Source organism: Enterococcus avium ATCC 14025 (assembly GCF_000406965.1).
In the GTDB taxonomy this organism is placed as follows: domain Bacteria; phylum Bacillota; class Bacilli; order Lactobacillales; family Enterococcaceae; genus Enterococcus_A; species Enterococcus_A avium.
In genome coordinates this window covers 29,920-55,124 of the sequence record NZ_KE136366.1, presented here as the reverse complement: position 1 = coordinate 55,124, position 25,205 = coordinate 29,920, and the positions used below count along the sequence as shown (strand labels likewise).

Genomic DNA, 25,205 nt, shown 5'->3' with positions numbered 1-25,205 from the left:
TGACTGGCTGTTTTGGATCTTTCTTGATTCAGCTGTAATCCTGCGAAAAGAGGAACTGAAATCCTTACTCATAATAAATGGATTAATTTTTCCTATAGAAAAATTGGTCTGATCTTCGTAATATAGTTATTTCTCTAAACTCGTCCATGAACTGACAACTTGGCAGTTTTTAATTTTTACTGACGTATTTCAGCGCACCGCTTGGACAGGTATCTACGACATAGCTGGCATTTTCTACGCTGCCGTTATCGGGAATAATCCACGGTCTACGGCCCACCTCAAAAATTTCCGGATTTCCCCGTACACAATTTCCAATGTGTGCGCAAATATCCTTATTGTAGTAAATGTCGATACCGTCACCGTGATATTTGCGATACCCTTGGGACAATAATTCTTCTTCATTCACCGGCTCTTGATCAAATTTACTTCCGTCCATTTCATCACTTCCTTTTAGTAAGATTATACTGGGATACAGGAAAAAATTACACTAATTCGTCTTTAAGCCAGCAGTTCAATGAGCGTCTGCATGGCTTGATGAGCATCTGCTTGATCTGGAAAGGCCAAGACAAAGGATCTACCGCCCACAGTTTCTATGATCAATTCAAAGATTCCAGCCTGTTGACGAATTGCAAATGGTTTTAAACTATCTACGGGATAATAAACATTTCGCGGTTCCTTGGTTAATTGATCTTCTTCCAACACATGTAGTCCCCGACTAGAAAAAATCAAAAAATGTTCCGCTTGATCTTCATAGATAGCCAATTGATTTAAGCCATCATCTGGAAACAATGCTCGTAATTGCGCTTGAAGTAATAAGAAACTAGTTTCCTTCATGAGTGACTCCCTGAATTCGAGAGATTGTATTCTTTGAATAAGCCTGTCCCAATTCAAAATAGTGTTGCGCATTCCTTCGATTTTTTTCAATTTCTTCCGGCGTCAATTGACGAATCACCCGTGCTGGCGATCCGAAAGCCAACGAGTTGGCTGGAATAACGGTTCCTTCTGTTACTAAGGACCCCGCCCCAATCAAACTATTTTCGCCGATTTCTGCATGATTCAACACAGTTGCCCCCATGCCGATCAGCGCCCCTGAGTGAATCGTACAGCCATGAATAATGCAGGTATGACCAATCGTTACATAATCCTCAATCACTGTTGGTGCATCATGATCCACATGAACAACCGTCCCATCTTGGACATTCGTCATTTTGCCAATCGAAATCGTATTGCTGTCACCTCTCAAAACACTTTGAAACCAAATTGTGGACCCCTCGCCTAATGTTACATCACCGTAAACATCTGCACTGTCTGCAATAAAATTTTCCATAGTTTTTCCCTCGCTCAACTCTGTTTTTTATTATTTCGATACAAGTCGTTCCCCAAATAAGTATAGCATTTATTGTGAAATTCTTCCTTTCTAGTTTACGTTTGAGAACCTAGAAAATCCTTTTGCAGCAAAAATTTAATTAGGAAAAAAAGCTGAGCCAAAAGTCTTTTAAACTTTCAGCTCAGCTCCTTTTTACGAATAAACGACACTCATAATGCTGAACGCTTATGAATCGACCTCTAAACGTTCTATTCTGCTTCCTCCATAAACTGGCTGTTATACAGCTGCTCGTAGAATCCGCCTTGTGCTAATAATTCGGTATGCGTGCCATGTTCGATAATCTGTCCATTTTTCATGACTAGAATATGATCCGCATCGCGAATCGTCGATAACCGGTGGGCAATCACAAAACTTGTCCGCCCCTCCATGACACGGTCCATTGCTTTTTGAATCAGACCTTCTAACCGAGTATCGACAGAACTAGTCGCCTCATCCAAAATCAAGATTTTAGGATCAGAAATAATCGCTCGCGCAATCGTCAGTAATTGCTTCTGCCCAAGAGAAACATTGTCTCCCTCAGAATTGATCTCCATTTCATACCCACTAGGCATCGTCCGAATAAAATGATCTACATTGGCAGTCTTCGCGGCATCAACGACCTCATAATCCGTCGCCTCTAAACGTCCAAAACGAATATTATCTCCAATCGTTCCTTCGTACAGCCAAGCATCCTGAAGCACCATTCCGAATAAGGAGCGAACATCCGAGCGATTCATTTCTTGAGTGTTTACCCCATCAATGAGAATTCTTCCACTATTGATGTCATAAAAACGCATCAACAGGTTAATCAAGGTTGTTTTACCAGCACCGGTTGGACCTACAATCGCTACCGTTTCTCCAGCTTTTACTTCAAAGCTCAAATCCTCGATCAATGGTTTCTTCGGATCATAACTGAATTGAACATGATCAAAGACCACATTTCCTTGTACTGGTTCTGGCAACGGCAGATCGTGGTCATTCAATTCTTCTTCTGGTTCATCCAAAATTTCAAAAACCCGTTTAGCTGAAGCCGAAGCACTTTGGATCATTGAAGACAGCTGAGTGATTTCTCCCATCGGCTGGCTGACTTGCCATATATATTGAATAAAGGCTTGCAGCTGACCAACTAAGATTACCCCATGAATAACGTTCCAGCTTCCTAGTATCGCCATCGCAATATATGTCGCATACGCCGTCAATTGCACCAGTGGCTGCATCAAGCTGGAAACAAAGGAAGCTCGGAAACCAAAGCGACGAAGCTCATGATTGACTTTACTAAACCCTGCCAAGGTTTCTTTTTCCCGTCCATATAGTTTTAAGACACTGAAACCGGTCATATTTTCTTGGACGTAACCATTCATTTCTCCCAAAGAATTCTGCATTCCTTGAAAATCCTTTTGCGAAACCTGAACGATTTTTCGAGTGATGACGAGGGATAATGGAATCATAATCATCGAAATCAAAGCCATCATCGGATTGATATAAAACATCATAGCAACTGCTAATAAGATACCCAACACCGCATTAATTGATTTAATGATCGCCTGCTGCATGGCGTTGCTGACAGCATCCACGTCATTAGTTACTCGCGACAAAATATTTCCTTGCTGATTGCGGTCAAAATAAGAAACCGGCAAACGATTGATCTTAGCCTCAATATCCTCCCGCAAATCGCGCATCGCTGACTGTACGACATTGGCCATCAGCCAACCCGTTCCTAGCTGTGTTCCGCAATAAACGATACCGACAATCACGATCACGATCAGCCACTTAAAGACATAATCAAAATTAATAGATTCACCCTGTGCGATATTTTTGCTGACCTCCGTTGTCGGCAGTCCAGTTAGATACGGCATCCACGTCCCCAAAATTAAGGTCGCTACCGCAAGGATCAGCACAATAATGAAAGACTTTTTGTATGGATTGATATAATGCATCAACCGTTTTAAAGAAGAAATGCTGTTTCTCATGCTAATTCCTCCTTTGATAATTGTGATGCGGCGATGTCATAATAGATCGGACATTTCTCTAACAATTCCCGATGTGTTCCGATCCCCACAACATCTCCTTCGTTCAACACGACAATTTTGTCCGCATGCATGATCGTTCCCACTCGCTGAGCAACGATCAAGACCACAGATTCAGTTGTCTCCTTTTTCAATCGAGCACGAAGTTTTGCATCTGTCTGATAATCTAATGCAGAAAAGCTGTCATCAAAGATATAAATTTCAGGGCGGCGAATCACCGCTCGCGCGATCGCCAAGCGTTGCTTTTGTCCGCCAGAGAAATTACTCCCGCCTTCTGCTAATTCTTCTTGATAGCCCTTTGGTTTCTGCGAGATAAATTCCGCAGCTTGTGCAATTTCAGCTGCCTGCTCCATCTCAGCCTGCGTGGCATTCTTTTTTCCGTAACGCAAATTATCTTCAATCGTTCCAGTAAATAATTGGGCCTTTTGTGGGATATAACCGATTTTTTCCCGTAAATCTTTCAATTGATAATCACGTACATCTTGTCCGTTGACTAATACCTGACCCTCCGTCACATCGTAAAAACGCGGAATCAATTGAATCAATGTCGATTTTCCTGAACCGGTACTGCCGATAAAAGCCACCGTTTCACCTGCTTTTGCCGTAAAGCTGACATTGCGTATCACCGGACTTTCTGAGTGACCTGGATAAGCAAATGTTACATTACGAAATTCCAATGAACCTCTTTCTGTTGGTTCTGCTGTTTTTTCAGGATTGTCTTTGATAATTGGTTCCATATCAAAAACCTCTTGAATCCGTTCTGCTGAAACATTCGCTCGCGGATACATCATGAACACTGTAGCAAACAGCATGAAGGAGAATAACGCGTGAAAAATATATTCGATAAAAGCGATTAACGTTCCAACTGCCAAGGCACCATCGCTGATTTGCACAGTCCCGTTCCAGATGATCAAGACCATCACGATATTAAATAGGAAGAAAAATCCTGGCTGTGCTACTGCCATTAAATGAAACAGGCTTTTTGAACTATTCGTATAGGCATCATTCACTAAGCGAAAACGCGTTTCTTCGAATTTTTCATTGACAAACGCCCGAATCACACGTAAGCCTGAAAGGTTTTCCCGTAGAATGCCGTTAATATTATCTAGGTTCTTTTGCTGCTTCGTTGACAATGGTTCCGAATATTTTGCGATCAGGATGACTGCCAATAATAGTATCGGCAACGCCAACAACACGTATATCCCTAAACCTGGACTCGTTCGTATAATCAAATACAAGCTCATGCCAAACATCATGGGTGTCATAAAACCTGTAGTCAAAATATTCTGCATGAACAGCATAATTTGATAGGCATCATTGGTTGTGCGTGTAATCAATGAGGGTACACCAATCTGTTCATATTCTGAATGGGAAAAGCTTTGGATCTTTTCGAACAGATCATCGCGAATCGCAGCGACCATTCTAGAGGTGATCTGAGAACTGAAGTAACGCAGCGAAATACTCATGACAATTCCAACTACAGTGATCGCAATCATTAGGATCCCCATCTTCTGTACGTAGTTAAAATCGTTATTTCCAATTCCCTTATCAATCATCATTGCCAAAATCGTCGGCAGTCCTAACTCGATCAGGATAAACCCAAAAACACTGATAAAATCAAATAATAATAGCTTTTTGTAACGCAAGGTATAGCGCAACATTAACTTCATTTTTCTCGCCTCTTTCTATACCGTAATGTCTCCAATATAGCATAAAAAAAATACTTCTGCCTGCATGAAAAATTGTTTTTCTACTTTTACTTTTTTAGACTTTCTGAAAATTTCTAAGGAATCCTCATTTCCCTTCCTAGTTTCTATACTTCTTATTTATTCTGTGATAAACTACAGGTAATTGTTGTAAGAACAACCCAAAGAACGGTGAAATTGTTTTTTCAAGCAAGAAGCAAAGACGAGGCTTCTTCTCAGCGCTTTAAATAAGCTAAAGCGTCGAGCATAAAAAAATAGGTGGCAGCCGCCCCTCATTTTGTCGTGGAAAAAATTGCTATAAAGCAAATAAAGGAGATAGATTCATGATTTACAAAGTTTATTATCAAGAAACCAAAGAACGGAACCCAAAACGCGAACAAACTCACTCATTGTATGTAGAAGCAGACAACGAAGAAATCGTTCACAATTTATTACGCGAAAATACCCCATATAACGTGGAATACATTCAACTTTTAGAAGGCAATCATTTAGAATATGAAAAAGAGAATGCTGACTTCAAGTTAATGGAGTTCTAATATGAAACTTTCGCTAAAAAACAATGAAACTGGTGTCTTTGCCATTGGTGGATTGGGCGAAATCGGAAAAAATATGTATGGGGTTCAATTCCAAGATGAAATCATCATTATTGATGCTGGAATAAAATTTCCTGAAGATGATTTACTAGGAATTGATTATGTCATTCCCGATTTTAGTTATGTAATCCAAAACCTCAATAAGGTTAAAGCATTAGTAATTACACACGGACACGAAGATCATATCGGCGGCGTACCGTATTTATTGAAACAAGCAAACATTCCTATTTACGCAGGGGCGTTAGCTTTGGCTTTAATCAAGAATAAATTGGACGAGCATGGTTTATTGCGTGATGCAGAATTACATGAGATCGACGAGGATTCTGTGATTCGTTTCCGCAAAACGTCTGTGAGCTTTTTCCGTACGACTCATAGTATCCCTGATCCATTAGGTGTTGTAGTTAAAACACCGTCAGGAAATATCGTAGAAACAGGAGATTTTAAATTCGACTTTACACCAGTCGGTCAACCTGCGAACCTGCATCGAATGGCTAAGCTTGGAGAAGAAGGCGTATTGTGCTTGCTTTCTGACAGCACCAATGCCGAAGTGCCAACATTTACGAAATCTGAGCAGACAATTGGACAGTCCATTTTGCGCATTATGGAAAAAATTGAAGGACGAATTATTTTCGCTACCTTCGCTTCCAATATTTCCCGTTTGCAGCAAGCTGCTTCAGCCGCTGTGGCAACAGGGCGTAAAATAGCCGTCTTCGGACGCAGTATGGAAAACGCGATCGTCAACGGACAAAAATTAGGCTACATCACAGTTCCTGATGGTACATTCGTGGATGCACATGAAATAAACAATTTGCCAGCAAACGAATTGATGATTTTATGTACTGGATCGCAAGGTGAACCAATGGCGGCTCTTTCACGAATCGCTAATGGTACGCACCGTCAAATCCAAATTCAACCGGATGATACAGTGATCTTCTCAAGCTCGCCTATTCCTGGAAACACAACCAGCGTCAACCATTTGATCAATCTGCTTTCAGAAGCAGGCGCTGAAGTCATTCATGGAAAAGTCAATAACATTCATACTTCAGGTCACGGTAGTCAGCAGGAACAAAAACTGATGCTGCGCCTGATGAAGCCAAAATATTTTGTTCCCATCCACGGTGAATTCCGAATGTTGAAAATCCATACAGGATTAGCACAAGATACTGGCGTTCCTGAAGAAAATTGCTTTATCATGGAAAATGGCGATATGCTTGCATTGACTGCAGACAGCGCACGGCGAGCTGGTCATTTCAATGCTAGTGATGTCTATGTAGACGGCAGCGGTATCGGCGACATCGGCAACGTGGTCTTACGCGATCGTCGCATTCTTTCAGAAGAAGGCTTAGTTCTTTCTGTCGCAACTGTTGATATTGAGAAAAAAGAAATCCTAGCTGGTCCAGATATTTTGTCTCGCGGATTTGTATACATGCGTGAATCTGGCGAAATGATTAATGAAGGACAACGGATTTTGTTCCATGCATTACGAGAGGCCTTAAATGAGGCTGGCTGTACTGAAGCTAAATTGAAAAATGCGATGGTAGCTGCCTTGCAACCGTTCCTATTTGATCAAACAGAGCGCCATCCAATGATTCTACCGATGATCATGACCCCTGATAATTAAACAAAAACATCCATCTGATTTCCTAGATGGATGTTTTTTTATTCTTGAGCTTACTATCATTTTCTAACCGATAAAAAATAATTCTCAGTTTTTATGCAAAAAAAAGTATTATTTTCTTGAAATTATCAAAAATCAATTGACAATCAGCTGCTTTATTTGCACAATGAAAGTTAGTTAGAAAAAGCTATAAATTAACACGTGTTATTTTATAGCTTCTTCAATCCAAAATAAAGGAAGATTAATTATGGTAAGAACTCAACGCGTGCAACGAAGCCAGATTATAGATGGTGCTTATCAATTGATTATCAATGAAGGCTTCAAAAAATTTCATGCTCGTAATATCGCACAACATATCGCTTGTTCAACCCAGCCAATCTATCGTGAGTTTGCGAATCTGGCGGAGCTAAAGTCGGTTTTAACTACCCGCGTTTTATTGAAATATGCCGATTTTCTGGAAGATCAGGAACCAAAGACACTACAAGCTCTCTCAAAAGCGATAACCAATTATGCCACCGATTACCCAGATGAATTCTATCGCTTTTTTCTACAGGATTCTGATACGATTCAATTAACTAAGCAAGTCACTAGAGACATATTTAATACCATTAAGCCTGAAAAAAGTACCAGCCTCTTCTTTGATTTTTTCTGGCAATACTGTATCGGTAAAGCCGCATTAGCAGTTAATAATGCCAATCATGTCGAAAATTTAGAAGAGGATCGCTTCTTCCAATTTTCGACGGAAAATTAAATCGTTACTGCTTCTCATATGCAAAATATATGAAAGAAACCAAGCAAATCAGAACCAAAATAAAAAGCCTTAGAGATTTTTTCTCTAAGGCTTTGTCGTATTATTGCTTAGTTACGTTAGCTGCTTGAGGTCCGCGATCGCTTTCTTCAACATCGAAAGTTACTGCTTGTCCTTCTTCTAATGTTTTAAAACCGTCGCCTTGGATAGCTGAGAAATGTACGAATACATCGCTGCCATCTTCACGAGTGATGAAGCCAAAACCTTTTTCTGCGTTAAACCATTTTACTGTTCCGTTTTCCATGAATAAAATCCTCCTCGTGCCTAAGCACTTAATTAAGTATGTGTAACATTGCCGGCCTACGAAAAGGGAAACATCTGTATACCAACTCGTATCTCAAACAAAATTACAATAATAGTTTAACATTCTACTTATTCTATGCGCAAGGGTTTTCAATTGCTACTTTAAGTACTTTTCTTCACGCAAACTGAAATATTTGGTTTCACCAACAATAATGTGGTCTAATAACTCGATTCCCATCATCGCTCCGCACTCCTGAACACGTTCAGTAAAAGCCAAATCATTATGTGACGGCGTGGGATTTCCCGAGGGGTGATTATGACCTAATACCACCCGTGCTGCACTAATTCGCACCGCCTCGCGAAAAATTTCCCGGGGATGGGCGATACTCTGATTCAGCGAGCCAATGAAGATCGTCTTCTGCGAAATAATTTCATTTTTCGTATTCAAAAAGAAGGCGACTAAATGCTCTTGATGGTAATCCTTTAGTTCTGTGATCAACTGTTGACCTAAAGAAAGACTAGATTGAACCTTCCCCATCTTTGGCTGTAATGCGCGATTGATTCGATAACCAAATTCCATCATCGCCTTTAATTCAATTGCTCGCGTCTTGCCAATTCCCTTAAATTGCTGCAGCTCCTGCAGCGTTGCATGCTTTAGATCATAGAGTGCTGGGTATTCACGCAAAATACTACCCGCTAATTCCATCACATTTTGCTGACGCGATCCATTGCGCAAGATAATCGCTAGTAGTTCCTGATCCGATAAATGCTTCTCACCTTCTCTAAGCAAACGCTCCCGCGGCCATGAACTTTCAGGCAGCTCTTGTAATAACAAACTTTTTTCCATAAAAAACTCCTTTGCTACTTTTCTTTAAAGTACGCAAAGGAGTTAATTTTATGCTTCTAAAAAGTCGATTACCTCATGCAAGGTGGAGAAAACCGCTTCTGTTTTTTCTTTTAATTCAGTGGTTGGCGGAAGAATATCCGGTACCATCACTACTGGCACCTCCGCTCCTTCTGCGGCTAAGATCCCATTTTTCGAATCCTCAAACACTAAGCAATCTTCAGGCGCAAGTCCTAAGCGATTCGACGCGATTACAAAAATTTCTGGATCAGGTTTGGCAAATTTCACGTCCTCAGCTGAAATAATGTCCGAAAATTTGTCACGAATTCCTGCATGCTCCAGTAAAATTTCAATAATCGGTCGCACATTACTAGACGCCACTACCCGCGGAATTTCTTTTTCCTCTAAATAAGCGAGCAATTCATGGACACCTGGTTTCAAATCGACCTCACCGGTTTTGAAACGATCATGAGCCATTCCCCAGCTTTCATCGATAAATTTTTGCACCGTCTCCTCGCCATGATCAGCATACATTTTATGCAGCTCTGCCCACACCTCTTCATCTGAGATACCGATAAAACGTGCATAAATCTCTTTCGTAAAAGGCAGACCGTATTTCTCAGCTACCACCAAATTGGCTTCGCAGTAAATCGACTCCGTATCAAACAATAAGCCGTCCATGTCGAAAATGATTCCCTTAACTTTTTTCATTCGTACCTCCTAAATTTAATAATAATTGACGTACTTCAGAAACGAAGTACAATGAGCCCGTAATCAATAGTAAATCATCTGCACCCATATCCTCTAATAATTCTCCTAAGCCGAATTGCCATAATGAAACCACCTCAAAGCGGCTATCCAGATGGTCAAAGCGACTAAGATCCAACGCTTTAGGATATTCAAATGTGGTCAGATAAATGTGAGCATTAGGAATTTCTGAAAGCAATGCAAGCATCTGGTCAACATCCTTTGTCTCCAACGCTGAAAAGAGAATATTGATATTATAATCGCGAAATTCGCGTTTTACATTTTCGACTAAGCGTTTGATTGCATGTCCGTTGTGCGCCCCATCCATGACGATCAAGGGTTCGTCACTGACCTTTTCCATTCGAGCCGGCCATTGTGCCTTCATCAACCCTTTTTGAATGGTCTTCTCTTCAAATGGCAGACCCTTTTGTTCACAATAGAGATGATACAGCTCAATCGCTACTCCGGCATTTTCTACTTGATGACGCCCCAATAATGGTACCTTCAGTGATGTAAGCTTGCCAGCTTGATCGGTAAAATTGAACAGCTCGCCCCAAGTGGCATCAGGTCGCAAATAATCCACTTGGTATTCTTCGCCGTAGCGATACATTTTTGCTGTCTCATTCGCTGCCTTTTCCACAATTTCGATCAACGGACCTTTCGTAATTTTTCCTGTTACTACGGGTACATTTTTTTTGATGATTCCGGCTTTTTGTCCGGCGATCTCGTTTAAGGTATCTCCCAAAACATCCATATGATCGTATCCGATCGTTGTAATAGCCGTCAAAATCGGTTTCACGACATTGGTTGAATCCAGCAAGCCGCCTAAGCCAACTTCAACGATGGCAACGTCCACTTGTTCTGTCGCGAAATAATCCAGCATGATTGCTGTCAAAATCTCAAATTCCGTAATCCCGCTAATTGCTGGGTCTCGATCAAGCTCAGCGACGATTGGCTGATATTTTTCGACATAGACAATCAGCTGATTGTCTGGAATTGGCTGGGCGTCAATGGCGATTCGTTCGTTAAATTCTTCAATGTAAGGGGAAGTAAAGCTGCCGACAGTAACCCCCGCCTCAATTAAGATACTGCGTAAGTAGGCAACCGTTGAACCTTTACCATTCGTTCCGGCAATATGAATCACAGGCACCTTTTTTTCTGGATTATCTACTTTATCTAATAACGCTTGGATGCGTTCTAAACCTGGGCGTGAGCCAAATTTTTTACGACTATGAATCCAAGCAATCGCTTCTTCTATCATCAATAGTATTCGCCTCGTTTATCTCTTTTTTTGCATGCCTCTAGTATAGCAAAGTTTCCTGAAGAAAGATGGATAAGTGCTGAGGAAATCCACCAATTTATAAATTTAGTTATGAGATTATCAGATAAAAAATGAGCGCGACCCAAATTACAGGTCACACTCATCAATCAATTAAGAAATCGTCCGCAGACTTTCAATCCGTTCTTGAACCGCTGCTTGTTTTTCTAAATAATCTTTTTCTTTTGCTCGTTCTTCAGCAACCACGTTTTCAGGTGCATTCGCCACGAAGCGTTCATTGGCTAATTTACCTTGGACACGTTTGACTTCACCGTTCCATTTTGCCAATTCTTTTTCAAGTCGTTTGATCTCTTCTTCGATATTGATCAAACCGGCTAATGGCAAGTAAATTTCTGCGCCAGTCAATACGGCTGACATCGCCAAGTCAGGTGCTGTAATGTCGCTTGCAATCACCAATTCTTCTGGATTACAGAAGCGTTCGATATAGCTGGTGTTCTCAATTAAGAATTCATCGATTTTTTGATCATTCGTTTTGATCAGTAAAGTAATTGGTTTTGAAAGTGGTGTATTCACTTCCGCCCGAATGTTTCGAACTGAACGAATCAATTCCTTCAAAAATTCCATACCTTTTGCGGCTGTTTTGTCATTGTATTCTGGATGAACCACTGGATAGTCCGCAACAACTAATGACTCGCCAGTATGTGGAATCTTCGCCCAAATTTCTTCTGTTACAAAAGGCATAATTGGATGTAATAGACGTAAGGTTTGATCTAAAACGTAAACCAAAATGCTCTTCGTCGTTTGTTTTGCTTCTTCATCTTCTCCGTAAAGAATTTCTTTACTCATCTCGATATACCAGTCACAGAAGTCATCCCACATGAAGTTATACAATTGACGTCCAGCTTCACCAAATTCAAATTGATCAAACAGGCTGGTTACTTTTTCAATCGTTTCATTCAAACGAGTTAAAATCCAACGATCCGCCACAGTTTTCTCACCAGAGAAATCAATATCTTCAGCGGTAAAGCCTTCAACGTTCATAATTACGAAACGAGAAGCATTCCAGATTTTATTGATAAAGTTCCAAGCTGCATCCATTTTTTCATAACTGAAGCGAACATCTTGACCTGGCGCTGAACCTGTTGATAAGAACCAACGCAATGCGTCAGCACCATATTTTTCAATCACGTCCATTGGATCGATCCCGTTGCCTAAAGATTTACTCATCTTACGGCCTTGTTCATCACGAATCAAACCGTGGATCAACACATTTTTAAATGGACGTTCATCCGTGAATTCCAAGCTTTGGAAAATCATCCGGCTTACCCAGAAGAAAATAATATCGTAACCGGTCACCAAGGTACTGGTTGGGAAGTAGCGTTTGTAATCTTCACTTGCTTCGTCCGGCCAGCCCATCGTAGAAAACGGCCATAAGGCTGAACTGAACCAAGTATCTAATACATCCGGATCTTGTTCCCAATTTTCGCTATCCGCAGGAGCTTCCATGCCAACATACATTTCGCCGGTTTCTTTATGATACCAAGCAGGAATACGATGACCCCACCATAATTGACGAGAGATTACCCAATCGTGGACATTTTCCATCCAAGTCATAAAGGTATTGTTAAAACGAGGCGGGAAAAAGTCCACCGCATTATCGGTACTTTGATTTTTTACCGCTTGGTCAGCTAAAGGCCCCATCTTAACGAACCATTGAGTTGATAAACGTGGTTCAACAACAACACCCGTACGTTCTGAGTGCCCAACGCTGTGAACCATTTTTTCGACTTTGATCAAACGACCGATTTCTTTCAAATCAGCAACGATTGCTTTACGTGCTTCGAAACGATCCATGCCCGCATACTTGCCGGCCAGCTCATTCATGCTGCCATCCGGATTCATCACGTTTACTCGCGGCAAATCATGACGATTACCCACTTCAAAGTCATTCGGGTCATGAGCAGGAGTAATTTTCACTGCCCCTGTTCCAAACTCACGATCAACATAACTGTCCGCAATGATTGGAATTTCTTTATCGACTAATGGTAAAATTACTGTCTTACCAACCAAGTCTTGGTAGCGTTCATCTTCTGGATGGACAGCAATCGCTGTATCTCCTAACATCGTTTCAGGACGAGTCGTCGCAATTTCCAACACACCGCTGCCATCACTTAACGGATAAGAAACATGATAGAAGGCACCCTCTAAGTCTTTATGGATAACTTCAATGTCAGACAAAGCCGTTTTCGCTTGCGGGTCCCAATTGATGATGTATTCGCCACGATAGATTAAATCCTTCTCGTATAACGAAACAAAAACCTTACGCACTGCATCGGATAAGCCATCATCAAGAGTAAAACGTTCACGGCTATAATCCAGGGATAAGCCTAACTTCGCCCATTGCTCACGAATATGTCCTGCGTACTCTTCTTTCCATTCCCAAACCTGATCAACAAATTTTTCACGACCAAGATCATAACGGGAAATACCTTGTTCTCGTAATTTTTCTTCAACTTTTGCTTGCGTCGCGATACCCGCATGGTCCATCCCAGGCAGCCACAGCGTATCAAAGCCTTGCATCCGTTTCTGACGAATGATCATATCTTGCAACGTCGTATCCCACGCATGACCTAGATGCAACTTCCCAGTTACATTTGGGGGCGGAATAACAATCGAATAAGGTTTTGCTTGCTGATCTTCTGATGGCTTGAATAAATCTTGGTCTAACCATTTCTGGTAACGACCCGCTTCTACTTCTTGCGGATTGAATTTTGTTGGTAAATTTTCAGTCATTTAAATTCCTCCTATTTTAAAAGATTGATTGCTGGTACAGCTTCTTTAGTCAAAGCAACAGGTACTCTTTTTTGTGCGTATACGAATCCGCTAAACAGTTCCGTTTCATGTTTCGTCAGAACCTTTTTAACTAGGATGTGCCTTCATAATAAATTGCGAAAAGCAGAACTAACGAAAAAAAATCCTAGAACACAACTGTGTTCTAGGACGTAAATTACGCGGTACCACCTAAATTGCAGAAAAAGACTCTGCCGCTCGAACATGTGTAACGGACATGTACCGTGCGTTCTTACTTCTTTCAGATCGCAAAACTCCCAAGCTACCTTCTATGAGTCAAAGTAAAGATGTTTCAGCCGTGCATCTTCTCTCTAGAACTTTAATCCTCATATACTCCTCTTGATCATCGTCTGACTCATTCTACAATGAACTCGGAAACTTGTAAAGTCCTACTGACCATCAAAATAGATCAACGTCTGTAACTCCGAGGTTAAATCAATATAATGGACATGGACATTATCCGGCACTTTTAAAGGATCTGGCGCAAAATTTAAAATGGCTGTGACTCCATTTGCAACCACTTGGTCAATTGCTGCTTGAGCATTTTGACTGGGAACCGTAGAGATAGCAACAGTAATTTTTTCTTCCGCCAACACCTCATCCATCTCATCAATCGAATGAATAAGGTAGCCACACAGCTCTTTGCCAACCTTTTCAGGATCGTTATCGAATGCACAAACAATATTCAAATTTTCATTGCGACGAAAATTATTATTTAGCAGCGCTTGGCCTAAGTTCCCGCAGCCAATCAATGCGATCCGTTTTTCTTCCTTCGTTTCCAGCATGTCGCTAAAAACCTTAATCAAGTCGTTGACATCGTAGCCGTAACCACTGCGGCCAAGCTCTCCAAAATGGGAAAAGTCACGTCGAATCGTCGCAGATCCTACCTGAGTCATTTTGCTGAGCTCGGAAGATTTGATGCGAGTAACACCATTTTTCTCCAATCCTTTCAAACAACGTAAATACAAAGACAGTCTTTTAGTTGTCGCTTTCGATAGTTGGGGTTTTTGAATGATTCGCTCCATGTTTTTTCTCCTTGTTCGTTTTAATGTAATAATTTTTTTTCAAAAAATTAGGCTGATTCTCTCGCCGTATATCATTCTGCTAAACAGTTTCTTTTGCTCGTTTTGAACATAGCTTTTTATTTCTTCTGAGCTATAGATACTGCGAAAAGCTGAACTGACATCCTTGTTCGTTTTAATGTATTAATTTTTTTGCAAAAATTAAGTTGATTCTCTCGCCGTATATCATTCTGCTAAACAGTTTCTTTTGCTCGTTTTGAACATAGCTTTTTATTTCTTCTGAGCTATAGATACTGCGAAAAGCTGAACTGACATCCTTGTTCGTTTTAATGTAATAATTTTTTTTCAAAAAATTAGGCTGATTCTCTCGCCGTATATCATTCTGCTAAACAGTTCTTTTGCTTACTTGGACAATAGCTTTCTACTTCTTCTAAGCTATAGATACTGCGAAAAGCTGAACTGACATCCTTGTTCGTTTTAATGTAATAATTTTTTTTCAAAAAATTAGGCTGATTCTCTCGCCGTATATCATTCTGCTAAACAGTTCTTTTGCTTGTTTTGAGCATAGCTTTCTATTTCTTATGAGCTATAATACTGCGAAAAGCTGAACTGACATCCTTGTTCGTTTTAGTGTAATCATTTTTTTAGCAAAAAATTAGGTCGATTCTCTCGCCGTATATTAGTCTATGAGCTCTTGTTTGTTAATTACTTCACATAAACGATTTTAACATGTAGAAAAAACAATAACAATCTTTTACAAAAAAAAGAGCAAGAAAGTACACTTTCTTGCTCAAATTTATTATAAAAAATCTGCGAACTCTTCGTTTTTCTCTGTTCGAGCAGGCATGATCTCTTCAATCTTCAATCCAGCTAAACAGCGGGCCATCAACCCTTCAATATCGAAGCGTTCCTCCAGTTCCAAAACTTTCTCCAGTTTTGGTCGTGTCTTAGGTTGAGGTGGCGCAAAGATTGTACAGCAATCTTCAAACGGCTGAATGGCCAACTCAAAGGTATCAATCTTTTCTGCTAGTTCAATGATTTCAGTTTTATCCATTGTCACGACTGGTCGAATAATTGGTGTAGTCGTCACTTCATTGATGGCTACCATACTATGCAATGTTTGTGAGGCTACTTGGCCCAGTGATTCCCCATTGATAATGACTAATCCATGACGCATCTCGCGAATCGCATCTGTTAATCGCAGCATCATCCGACGTGTTAATGTCATCCAATATCCTTGTGGGCTATGGGCTTTGATTTCTTCTTGAATTTCAGTAAAAGGAACTTCGATAAATTGGATTCCGCCAACATATGGCGTTAATTTTTCTGTCAGATCCTTGGCCTTTTGCAGCGCCTGCTCACTAGTATAAGGCGGGCTGGCAAAATGAACAGCCTCAATCTCCACTCCGCGTTTCATCGCTAAGTAACCAGCAACTGGGGAATCGATCCCGCCAGACAGCATTAACATTCCACGACCACTGGTCCCAACTGGCAATCCACCAGCTCCTTTGATCGTTTCGTAAGAAAGATAAGCCCCATCACGGCGAATTTCTACCCGCAAATTAATATCCGGACGCTTCATCTGGGCTTTGATATCGGGACAAACATCCATTACTGCATCTCCTAGATATTGCTGGATACCATGACTATCCAATTCAAAGTGATGGTCACTACGCTTAGCAGTAATCTTAAAGGTTTCTTTTCCCGTATAAATCTCTTGCATGATTTGCTGCGTCATTTGCTTCAAATCATCAAGTGTTTTTTCTACGCGAATACTTGGCGAGAAGGTTTGAATCCCAAAAACCTTTTCTAATTTAGGTAAAACCAAACGGCTGTCTTCACCATTTAATAAAATATGCATTCGGTCACGATCAGCATGAATTTTCAAATCAGGAAATTCCGCCAACGCCCCACGGACATTTTGTGCGAGTCGCATGATAAAACTGCGACGGTTCTTTCCCTTGGTTGATAACTCTCCGTAGCGCACCATAATTTCAGTATATTGCACGATCATTCTCCTTATTTATAATGTCAGTTCTTGACCTTCTTTGTCTTTTAATGCTTCAACTGGCATCCATAATCACTATTTACATGAAGCGGTCTTAATTGATCTTCGAAAACTTGTCGTAAAGATGGTTGAATATCACCATGAATTGCTCTGCTTCGGCCATGGTATTGGCTTCATCTAAACTAACTCGGATTGCCGTCGTGGCAATGTCATGGGGAACCCCCATGGCATGTAATGTCGAGCTATCGACCTTTTTACGACTTGAACAAGCACTCGTCGTTGACACGAAAATTTGTTTTTCCTCCAAGGCGTGAACCAACACTTCCCCGCGAATCCCTTTAATTCCAAACGTTAAAATATGCGGCGCAAAATCCTCATCGCCAGAGAAAATCGTTACCTTCTCATAGCTAGCTAACGCTTCCTTTAAGTATTGACGAATGACTGCTGTGTGGTTTGGTCGTTCTGCCTTTTTCTCAAGGTGTAGGCGCAAAGCCCGACTCATCGCCACAATAGCAGGAAGATTTTCAGTCGTTGCCCGCTGCCCACTTTCTTGTCCGCCGCCATTTAACAACGGTGCCAGCTTCTTGCCTTCCTTCCAATAGATAAAACCAACTCCACGAGGACCGTGAAATTTATGGGCAGAAAAAGTAGCAAAATCAACCCGTGGTGTCAGCCATTTTTCCTGCTCAACTTTACCAATCGCCTGTACGGCATCCACATGGAAATGAATCGTGGGGTGGTCTTCCAACACTTTGCTAATCGCTTCGATCGGTTGAATTGCTCCCATCTCATTGTTGACTCCCATAACCGAAACTAAAATCGTTTCAGGACGAATCAGCTTAGCCAACTGCTCGACTTTTACAAAACCATTTTGATCAACTGGTGCGATACTAACTTCACATCCAAGTTCTTTTAGTTGTTCGGCTGTTCGACTGACAGCCGGATGCTCAACACTGGAAATAATGAGATGATCGCCGTATTCTCGCTTAGCAATCGCTGTACCTTTCAGTACCCAGTTATCCCCTTCCGTGCCGCCGCTGGTAAAAAAGACTTCATTGGTTTTCACATTCAGCAAGTCTGCTGTTTGTTTTCGCGCTTGCTGCAGCAAACGATTCGCCTGTGTACCTAAGTCATGCAGACTAGAGGGATTCCCCATAATCCGTTGACTCGTTTTTACATATGTATCAAGTGCGGATGGATAAATTGCCGTCGTCGCACTATTATCAAAATAAATCATTCTTCGACCTTCCTTCAAAAATTCTTTCCTATTATAGCGAGAATGTCATAACACTTCAAGTAATCCTTACAAATAAGAAGAGTTTCATAACCTCTTCCTTAACAGTTGCCAATAACGTCGATCTTCATTTCTCCGAAATAAAGTAAAAAAGCTGAGCAAATCGCTCAGCTTAGACTAAATCTCGGTTGTTAAAATAGAAATCTTCAATCCGTTTAAAAGCACCAGGTTCAACTCGTTCTAGCGCAGTGCCAATCTCATCCAAGGCATCTTGGTAACGATATTCTCTGTTAAATAGTTCCAAACTGTTCTCAATCGCACTCTTGATTTCAGGATGAGTATGACGGTAACGATTCGCATATTGCATCATTTGCTCCGTCAACGCTGCAGCATCCACTAAGTCGTAGGTCTTTTGATCCAACAATTCCATGTCCTCATCGCAAAGACTCACAAGCTTATTAATATCCTGCATATTGATCCGAATCTTGTTTAATGATTTGCTTAACTCTTCCACACGATCCGTCGCTACGAAGAAGAATTCTAAGTAATCCCCAGGCAAGCCAGGTAAACGTTGTTGTTCTACATAGCGTTTTAGATTGCGTAAACGGAATTCATACTTCTCGATTTTCTCAGAAGCTTCCTTTTCACCTTTACGCAAATCGTGTAAGTCATCATCAATCTCAACTTGTTTCGTTTCAATATCATCCAAGACTTTGAAGGCATCCTTATAGAACACTTGAACTTCGGAAAAGGCTAATTCATGTTTGTCAATCTGTGGTTCCATATTGCGGTTGCGACGTTCCAGTTCTTCAATCTCTGTTTGGAAACCGCGGGCACGTCCCAACTCATTGTTGTTCAATGCGTAGCTCTGAGAAGTGTGGTCCAACTCGACCATCAATTGGTGGTTATTCCGAGCAGCGTGAGTAATATATTCACCGATTGTTTTACGGTTAGTTAAAACATATTTTTTCGCTTCAAATTCTTTTTCTAATACGACATACAGATCATCGATCAATTCAGCCGTTTCTTTATTGGCTGTTTCCACAGTACCTAACTCGATTTTCTCTAAATCCTCTAATGAACGTTCAACATGCTTCTTCACTTTATCCAGACGTTCTTCGAAATCATCCTCTGGTAAAACAAAATTGTCAGCCATCATTTTCTTATAAGTTTTTTCTAGTTCATCGATCTGGCCTGGGAAAGTTTTTTCTAAATCTTCATAAATAGCAGGAACCTTTTGCATCGTTTCTTGTACTTCGTACGTATGCTTCTCTGCATCATCCAATACTTCTCGGGCTTCGATCGGATCGCCTGAAGTATTCAAAGTAACGAATTGCGTAAATTCGATTTCCACATTTTTTACCTGTTTTTGAATCTCAGGTAAAGCAGGTCCAAAGCTGTCTTTCTTTTCCTTCAGATCCTTTTTCAATTCTTCAAAAACATCTAACGCTTGCTGAACGGCTAATGAATTACGTTCTTCAGTCTCGCGTAATTCCTTCAATCCTGTACGAATTCCTTCAACTTCTTCTTCCATCTCAGTCATCGTGCGCTCTGCGCTTTCGATCGCCGATTTTCCCTTCATAAAACGGAAGGTCTCATTTTGGCTTTCAACTTCAAAGATTTGACTTTCAAGCTCAGCAAAAGATTTCGTCGAAACATCTGTCCACTTTTGATTCCATTCACGGAAAGTATTTTGACTTTGGCCGACAAGATGCATTTTTTTCACTTCATCGACCTCTTCCACGACAGGAAGATCGAATAACGCTTCTTTCCTTTTATCAAGTTCTTTTAAGCGTTCTTGATTTTTTTTCTTCATCAGATAACCAATCAAGTATAAAACGGCAGCCAAAATGACTAAGCCGATAACGATCCCTATGATTACATTACTTCCCATGTATGATTTTCCTTTCAACTATCCAGATTCAGTTTATTTAATGGTTCATTATTATCAGTTTTTTGGCGAAAACATCTAACGTAGATTATAACACAAAAGACTTTTCTCTTCACTAGCTAGTTTTGAAATCCCTTTAGAAATGTTTATCGCACAGTCACTCCTCATACTAGCATTTTTTGCTGACTGCTTCAATTGCAATAAATTTAAGAAAAGTGTAATTTTATCAAATTTTCTATTCGAGAAAGCGTCGAATCCCCTTGAAATTGTGCAACTTTTCAGATAATATTAAAGCCACATTAAAATAAGAGGTGATTAAAGTGAAAGTGATCAAATTTGGCGGGAGCTCCGTAGCTTCAGCTGAACAACTAAAAAAAGTCTTATCGATCGTGACAGGCGACTCCGGCCGTCGTTTCGTGGTGGTTTCTGCTCCAGGAAAGCGAACCAATAAAGACAAAAAAGTCACCGACTTATTGATTCAATTTTATAATGCTGTTGTTTACAAACACGATACTGACGAATTGATCCGTGAAATCGTCGCGCGTTATACCGAGATCGCGGCAGAATTTCAGGTCGATGACGATATTGAGAATACTTTTAGTGCTGAATTAAGGCAGCTGCAGGAAAACTTTGATGAAGCCGATCCTTATGCCTTAGACAGCTTTTTAGCCAGTGGAGAGAATTTAAATGCCCAATTAGTCGCAGCATGTTTCCAAAAAAATGGTGTCCGTGCTCGCTACATCAATCCAAAAGAGTTAGGAATCACAGTCTCCAATGAACCGCAAAACGCCCGGATTCTAGAGGAATCCTATGAAAAAATCTATCAATGGCGCGAGTCTGAAGATATCCTAATTATCCCAGGATTCTTTGGCTACACAACTGATGGCCACCTTTGTACCTTTTCTCGAGGCGGATCGGATATTACCGGTTCGATCGTTGCAGCAGGTTTAAAGGTCGACCTGTACGAGAACTTCACGGATGTGGATGGTATTTTCGCGGCCAGTCCCAAATATATCCATGATCCTGAACTGATTGAATATGCTACTTATCGTGAGATTCGTGAGTTGACGTATGCCGGCTTTACCGTTTTTCACGACGAAGCCCTGATGCCGGCCTTTAAAGCACAGATTCCTGTGATTATTAAAAACACTAATAACCCCGAATGCCAAGGAACGTTAATCAAGAAATCCTTTGAGAATGTTAGCCGGAATGAAGTGGTGGGAGTTGCCAGTGATGGCGGCTTCTGCGGAATAACGGTTGGCAAATATTTGTTAAACCGAGAAGTCGGTATCGTTCGACGTATTTTGCAAATTCTTGAAGATCTGAACATTTGCTTTGAGCATATGCCTTCAGGAATTGATGATATCTCGATCATCCTGAGAGAACGCCAGTTGACTCGTGATATTGAAGCAGAATTAATGAAGCAGATCGAAGAGAAAATCCAACCGGATCAGCTATCGATCGAGCATGGACTGTCCGTAGTCGCCCTTGTTGGTGAAGGCATGCGCGAGCGGCCAGGAACAACTTCTGACAGCACCGCTGCTCTAGCCCGTAAAAATGTCAATTTGCGGATGATCTCTCAAGGCGCCGATGAACGCAGTATTATCTTCGCCATTCGCAGTGAGCAAGAACGCTTAGCTGTACGTTCACTTTATTACACATTTTTTGATTAAAAAAGGAAAAGCCGTTACTTTTCGGCTTTTCCTTTTTGTCTGTCTATTTCTTCTTTGATCAATGGTTCAGGTGCGTAGTTTTGCTGCCAATCCTCCGGCTTCATCACTTTATTAGTCACTGGATGATACCGCGGCTTCCCATCAGGAAAGAGTTTCCCCATATTCGCCCGATGGACGATCTCAAAAATTGGCTGAGGATCAACACCGATCAGCGCAAATGAGCCATACGTAAAATAAAGCAAATCGGTCAGGGCATCCACTTCGGCCGTTAAAGCATCTTCGACCTTTTCCCCCTTGGTTAAAACCTTTTCTTTTGCCTGTTCAACACTTTCGTGAAGCTTCTCAACTAAATCCGAAAACTCCGCTTCATCACCTTCTGCAACACCATACAAGAATTCGACGATCTCTTCAGCTTTAAATCCTGCGCGGAAGCTCCCTCGTTCTTTAGAAAATGCTTTTGGTAAATTAGGTGGCGCTGGCGCAAAGGTTTCATGAAATTCTTTAGCCATTTGATATGGTTCTTTTGACATACTTATCCCTCTTTAAATGATATTGAAATACTTCATTGCTTGATAAATGCCATCATTCTCATTCGTTGCGGTAACATAATCCGCTTGCTCTTTGACCTCATCCAGTCCATTCCCCATCGCTACTCCGATACCGACTTTTTTGATCATTTCAATATCGTTATAGTGATCACCAAAAACCATTACCTCTTCAGGCGTAATCCCAGCTGCTTTCGTAAACTCCAAGATGCCGTGATACTTCGAGCCATTCTTGGGAACGATGTCAACCGAGTAAGGATTAGACCGCTGAAACGAACAATCTGGCAGTAATTCTTGCAATCGTTGTGCTTCATTTTCTGCACTGAAAAGCACACATTGATAAATCGGTTCCTGTAAAATTGAGAGCTTTTTGTACCGCCCCTTTTGACGATTTGGACTGAAGGATTGCAACAATCTTCTCGTCGGTCTAACAGGAAACCATTTAGGCATCCAGCTGGCGATTTTTTTTAATAAAGAATTTTGGGACCATTTCATTAAATGGCTGCCATCCATTCTTCGACGTCCGCCAAAAATGATTTGCCGATGTTCGTCATCGGCAAAGTCCACGATTCGCTGCAATGTCTCAGCAGAAAATGGACGCTGGTAAATATCCTTTTCTCGCGTGTACACCAGTTGCCCATTGTACATCACAAAGACGTCCAAAGGCAGCTGTTCAATTCGTTCCTCGATCCTCACAGGCCCTCGTCCGGTCGCGACTCCGCAGAAAATCCCCTGTTTTTGCGCCAGGCGAATCGCTTCTCTGGTGCTGTCCAATACTTTTGAATCACTTGTGATCAACGTCCCGTCAATATCAAAAAAAATGGCTTTTATCATGGTTCTCCCTCATTTTAAAATAGATCGATTTGGCTCGGATTTAATCCTTCGTAATCCAAACCTAAACGCTTTTTCAGTTGCATAGCATTATCGGCCGCATCCCCACCGGAGTTATTATTGAAGATAACACCAACTTCTTTTGTTTCCTTGGCTACTTGCTGGATTTTTTCTCCTAATATCTTCAGCTCGGCTTCATTGTAACGATAAAGCGTACGTTTCTTCCGCCAATCCCCCGTACGATCATTCCAATAGGCCTGATTTCTGCCATGGAAACGGAACAAGCTGAAATTCGGATTGGTTACCGTCGTATCCAACGGTACAGTGTCAGGTAGCTGTGGTTCATCAACCATGACCAAACTAAAGTTCAAGGTTCTCATTAACTGATGGGTCTTTTCAACAAACTCTTTGCCATACCAGCTGTAGTCTCGCAATTCGATCGCCACAGGCAAATCATTGAATAGTTCCCGTAAGGTCTCTAAATAAGCGACGTTTTCTTTGGTACACTTAAATTGTGCCGGAAATTGCGCTAAAAAGCAAAATAACTTTCCACTTTCGATCATCGGCTGCAAGGTGTCTAAAAAATGCTCCTGCATCGCAGTCATAGAAGGATAACTATCTTGCCATTTCGCCTGTCCTGTGAATCCGCCATATAGCTTCACCACAAAACGAAAATCCTCCGGAACCTGTGTGAGCCAGTTTTCAACGGAACTTTTTCTGGTAATCCCATAATAATTCGTATCTAATTCTACCAATGGTAAGTAACCAGCGTACTCATACAAAGAAGAGGTCTTCTTACCCGTCAGACTGCTGTGTTCATTAAAAGAAGTTAATCCAATTCGAATCATAGTATCCTAGCCTCCCCTTGCTTCATAGTATACAATAAACATAGCAAAAAAATGATTGCAATGCGCGAATAACGAATGGAGTAATGAAGATGAAACGGATTTTGATTTTACATACAGGTGGAACGATCTCAATGAGTCAGGATGCTGACGGTGCTGTACGCCCTGATAAGAAAAATCCTTTACTGGCGGCGGGGCAAGAATTACGTTTGCCTGCTGATATCGAATTAATCGTAGAAGACTTTTCTAATCTGCCTTCTCCACATATAACAGTTGAAACAATGTTCCAGCTCAAGGAACGGATTAAAGCGGCCAAACAAGAAGGCATTGATAGCGTCGTTATCACACATGGAACGGATACATTAGAAGAGACTGCTTATTTTCTAGAAATAACCATCGGTGATTTAATGCCGATTATTCTCACCGGCGCGATGCGTTCAATCAATGAATTAGGCAGTGATGGCCTCTATAATTTTGAATGTGCGATCCGTGTAGCGGCTTCAGAAAGTGCCATCAATAAAGGCGTGCTAGTGGTCATGAATGATGAAGTCCACAGTGCCCGCTATGTGACAAAGACCCATACAACAAATGTCGCCACATTTAGGACGCCGACGCTAGGACCGATCGGATTAGTAACAAAATCAAAGATTCTTTTCAAACAAGAACTTCCCAAGGCAACTCGTTATGATATCGACAGTTTTGATGCGATGATTCCGATTGTAAAAGTTTTTGCCGGGATGGAGGGCGAGTTCTTTAAGATACTTGACCAAGCCATTTCTGTGGATGGTCTCGTAGTAGAAGCATTGGGTGCGGGAAATTTACCGCCGCAAACCTTACCGCCTTTTTATCATTTACTGGAAAAAGGCCTGCCGATCGTTCTAGTCTCTCGCTGCTTCAACGGGATTGCTGAACCTGTCTATGATTATCATGGCGGCGGCGTAGAATTAGCTCAGCATGGGGTGATCTTCTGTAACGGGATTAACAGTCAAAAGGCCCGGTTAAAATTATTGATCGCGTTGAACGCCAAGCTCTCAAAAGAAGAATTGAAGCGATTTATGGAAGAATAATTTGCTAA

General features: G+C 41.2%; 22 protein-coding genes and 1 other annotated feature. Of the genes, 5 read left to right on the top strand and 17 right to left on the bottom strand.

The window, feature by feature from the left end; genetic code table 11:
• Positions 1-169: 169 nt before the first annotated feature.
• The 5 genes from OMU_RS17700 to OMU_RS17680 form a co-directional block, all read right to left on the bottom strand.
• A complete protein-coding gene (locus OMU_RS17700) occupies positions 170-436 on the bottom strand; it encodes a (4Fe-4S)-binding protein (protein WP_016181228.1) in 267 nt (88 codons plus the stop codon).
• A gap of 62 nt (positions 437-498) precedes the next feature.
• Positions 499-834, bottom strand: coding sequence for a hypothetical protein (locus tag OMU_RS17695; RefSeq protein ID WP_016181227.1), 336 nt, complete (start codon positions 832-834; stop codon positions 499-501).
• A complete protein-coding gene (locus OMU_RS17690; RefSeq protein WP_016181226.1) occupies positions 821-1,327 on the bottom strand; it encodes a gamma carbonic anhydrase family protein in 507 nt (168 codons plus the stop codon). Before OMU_RS17690 ends, OMU_RS17695 begins: the two co-directional genes overlap by 14 nt.
• A 248-nt stretch (positions 1,328-1,575) precedes the next feature.
• A complete protein-coding gene (locus OMU_RS17685; RefSeq protein WP_016181225.1) occupies positions 1,576-3,336 on the bottom strand; it encodes an ABC transporter ATP-binding protein in 1,761 nt (586 codons plus the stop codon).
• Entirely contained in the window at positions 3,333-5,063 is a 1,731-nt protein-coding gene (locus OMU_RS17680) for an ABC transporter ATP-binding protein (protein ID WP_016181224.1), read from the bottom strand. Before OMU_RS17680 ends, OMU_RS17685 begins: the two co-directional genes overlap by 4 nt.
• Positions 5,064-5,422: 359 nt before the next feature.
• Between OMU_RS17680 and OMU_RS17675 the strand changes: the two genes are divergently transcribed.
• The 3 genes from OMU_RS17675 (at position 5,423) to OMU_RS17665 (ending at position 8,061) form a co-directional block, all read left to right on the top strand.
• Positions 5,423-5,635 (top strand): DNA-directed RNA polymerase subunit epsilon, encoded by a 213-nt coding sequence (locus tag OMU_RS17675; protein WP_016181223.1) that lies wholly within the window; start codon positions 5,423-5,425, stop codon positions 5,633-5,635.
• Between the two features lies 1 nt (position 5,636).
• Positions 5,637-7,313 (top strand): ribonuclease J1, encoded by a 1,677-nt coding sequence (gene rnjA, locus OMU_RS17670; protein ID WP_016181222.1) that lies wholly within the window; start codon positions 5,637-5,639, stop codon positions 7,311-7,313.
• Between the two features lie 244 nt (positions 7,314-7,557).
• Positions 7,558-8,061, top strand: a complete 504-nt coding sequence (locus tag OMU_RS17665) for a TetR/AcrR family transcriptional regulator (protein ID WP_016181221.1) — start codon at positions 7,558-7,560, stop codon at positions 8,059-8,061.
• A gap of 100 nt (positions 8,062-8,161) precedes the next feature.
• Here the strand turns inward: OMU_RS17665 and OMU_RS17660 are convergent, their stop codons facing one another.
• From OMU_RS17660 to OMU_RS17620, 9 genes are all read right to left on the bottom strand, one after another.
• Positions 8,162-8,362 carry a cold-shock protein gene (locus OMU_RS17660; protein ID WP_016181220.1) on the bottom strand — a complete coding sequence of 67 codons (201 nt, stop codon included), beginning with the start codon at positions 8,360-8,362 and terminating at the stop codon, positions 8,162-8,164.
• A gap of 156 nt (positions 8,363-8,518) precedes the next feature.
• Entirely contained in the window at positions 8,519-9,208 is a 690-nt protein-coding gene (radC, locus tag OMU_RS17655) for a RadC family protein (RefSeq protein ID WP_016181219.1), read from the bottom strand.
• Positions 9,209-9,256: 48 nt separating this feature from the next.
• Entirely contained in the window at positions 9,257-9,916 is a 660-nt protein-coding gene (locus OMU_RS17650; protein ID WP_016181218.1) for an HAD family hydrolase, read from the bottom strand.
• A complete protein-coding gene (locus tag OMU_RS17645; RefSeq protein ID WP_016181217.1) occupies positions 9,903-11,213 on the bottom strand; it encodes a bifunctional folylpolyglutamate synthase/dihydrofolate synthase in 1,311 nt (436 codons plus the stop codon). The genes OMU_RS17650 and OMU_RS17645 overlap by 14 nt, the downstream gene beginning before the upstream one ends.
• A 171-nt stretch (positions 11,214-11,384) precedes the next feature.
• Positions 11,385-14,024, bottom strand: a complete 2,640-nt coding sequence (locus OMU_RS17640) for a valine--tRNA ligase (protein ID WP_016181216.1) — start codon at positions 14,022-14,024, stop codon at positions 11,385-11,387.
• Positions 14,025-14,224: 200 nt separating this feature from the next.
• Positions 14,225-14,437 (bottom strand) — a binding site (T-box leader).
• 33 nt (positions 14,438-14,470) lie between these two features.
• Entirely contained in the window at positions 14,471-15,106 is a 636-nt protein-coding gene (locus OMU_RS17635) for a redox-sensing transcriptional repressor Rex (RefSeq protein ID WP_016181215.1), read from the bottom strand.
• Between the two features lie 796 nt (positions 15,107-15,902).
• A complete protein-coding gene (gene thiI, locus OMU_RS17630; protein ID WP_016181214.1) occupies positions 15,903-17,111 on the bottom strand; it encodes a tRNA uracil 4-sulfurtransferase ThiI in 1,209 nt (402 codons plus the stop codon).
• Positions 17,112-17,205: 94 nt separating this feature from the next.
• Positions 17,206-18,348, bottom strand: coding sequence for a cysteine desulfurase family protein (locus tag OMU_RS17625; protein ID WP_016181213.1), 1,143 nt, complete (start codon positions 18,346-18,348; stop codon positions 17,206-17,208).
• 169 nt (positions 18,349-18,517) lie between these two features.
• The gene (locus tag OMU_RS17620; RefSeq protein WP_016181212.1) at positions 18,518-20,239 is read right to left on the bottom strand and encodes a septation ring formation regulator EzrA; all 1,722 of its coding nucleotides are present in this window, start codon (positions 20,237-20,239) and stop codon (positions 18,518-18,520) included.
• Between the two features lie 317 nt (positions 20,240-20,556).
• Here OMU_RS17620 and OMU_RS17615 point away from each other — a divergent pair, with 317 nt between their 5' ends.
• Entirely contained in the window at positions 20,557-21,909 is a 1,353-nt protein-coding gene (locus OMU_RS17615) for an aspartate kinase (protein ID WP_016181211.1), read from the top strand.
• Positions 21,910-21,923: 14 nt separating this feature from the next.
• On the opposite strand, the gene OMU_RS17610 is transcribed toward OMU_RS17615, so the two are convergent.
• Genes OMU_RS17610 through OMU_RS17600 form a run of 3 tightly spaced genes read right to left on the bottom strand, consistent with a single transcriptional unit; the run spans position 21,924 to position 24,133 of the window.
• Positions 21,924-22,439 carry a pyrophosphohydrolase domain-containing protein gene (locus OMU_RS17610; RefSeq protein WP_016181210.1) on the bottom strand — a complete coding sequence of 172 codons (516 nt, stop codon included), beginning with the start codon at positions 22,437-22,439 and terminating at the stop codon, positions 21,924-21,926.
• A gap of 12 nt (positions 22,440-22,451) precedes the next feature.
• Positions 22,452-23,288 (bottom strand): Cof-type HAD-IIB family hydrolase, encoded by an 837-nt coding sequence (locus OMU_RS17605; RefSeq protein ID WP_016181209.1) that lies wholly within the window; start codon positions 23,286-23,288, stop codon positions 22,452-22,454.
• A 14-nt stretch (positions 23,289-23,302) separates the two neighbouring features.
• Positions 23,303-24,133 carry a DUF72 domain-containing protein gene (locus tag OMU_RS17600; RefSeq protein ID WP_016181208.1) on the bottom strand — a complete coding sequence of 277 codons (831 nt, stop codon included), beginning with the start codon at positions 24,131-24,133 and terminating at the stop codon, positions 23,303-23,305.
• 89 nt (positions 24,134-24,222) lie between these two features.
• Here OMU_RS17600 and OMU_RS17595 point away from each other — a divergent pair, with 89 nt between their 5' ends.
• On the top strand, positions 24,223-25,197 hold the full coding sequence (locus OMU_RS17595; RefSeq protein ID WP_016181207.1) for an asparaginase: 975 nt from the start codon (positions 24,223-24,225) through the stop codon (positions 25,195-25,197).
• The last annotated feature ends 8 nt before the right edge of the window (positions 25,198-25,205 follow it).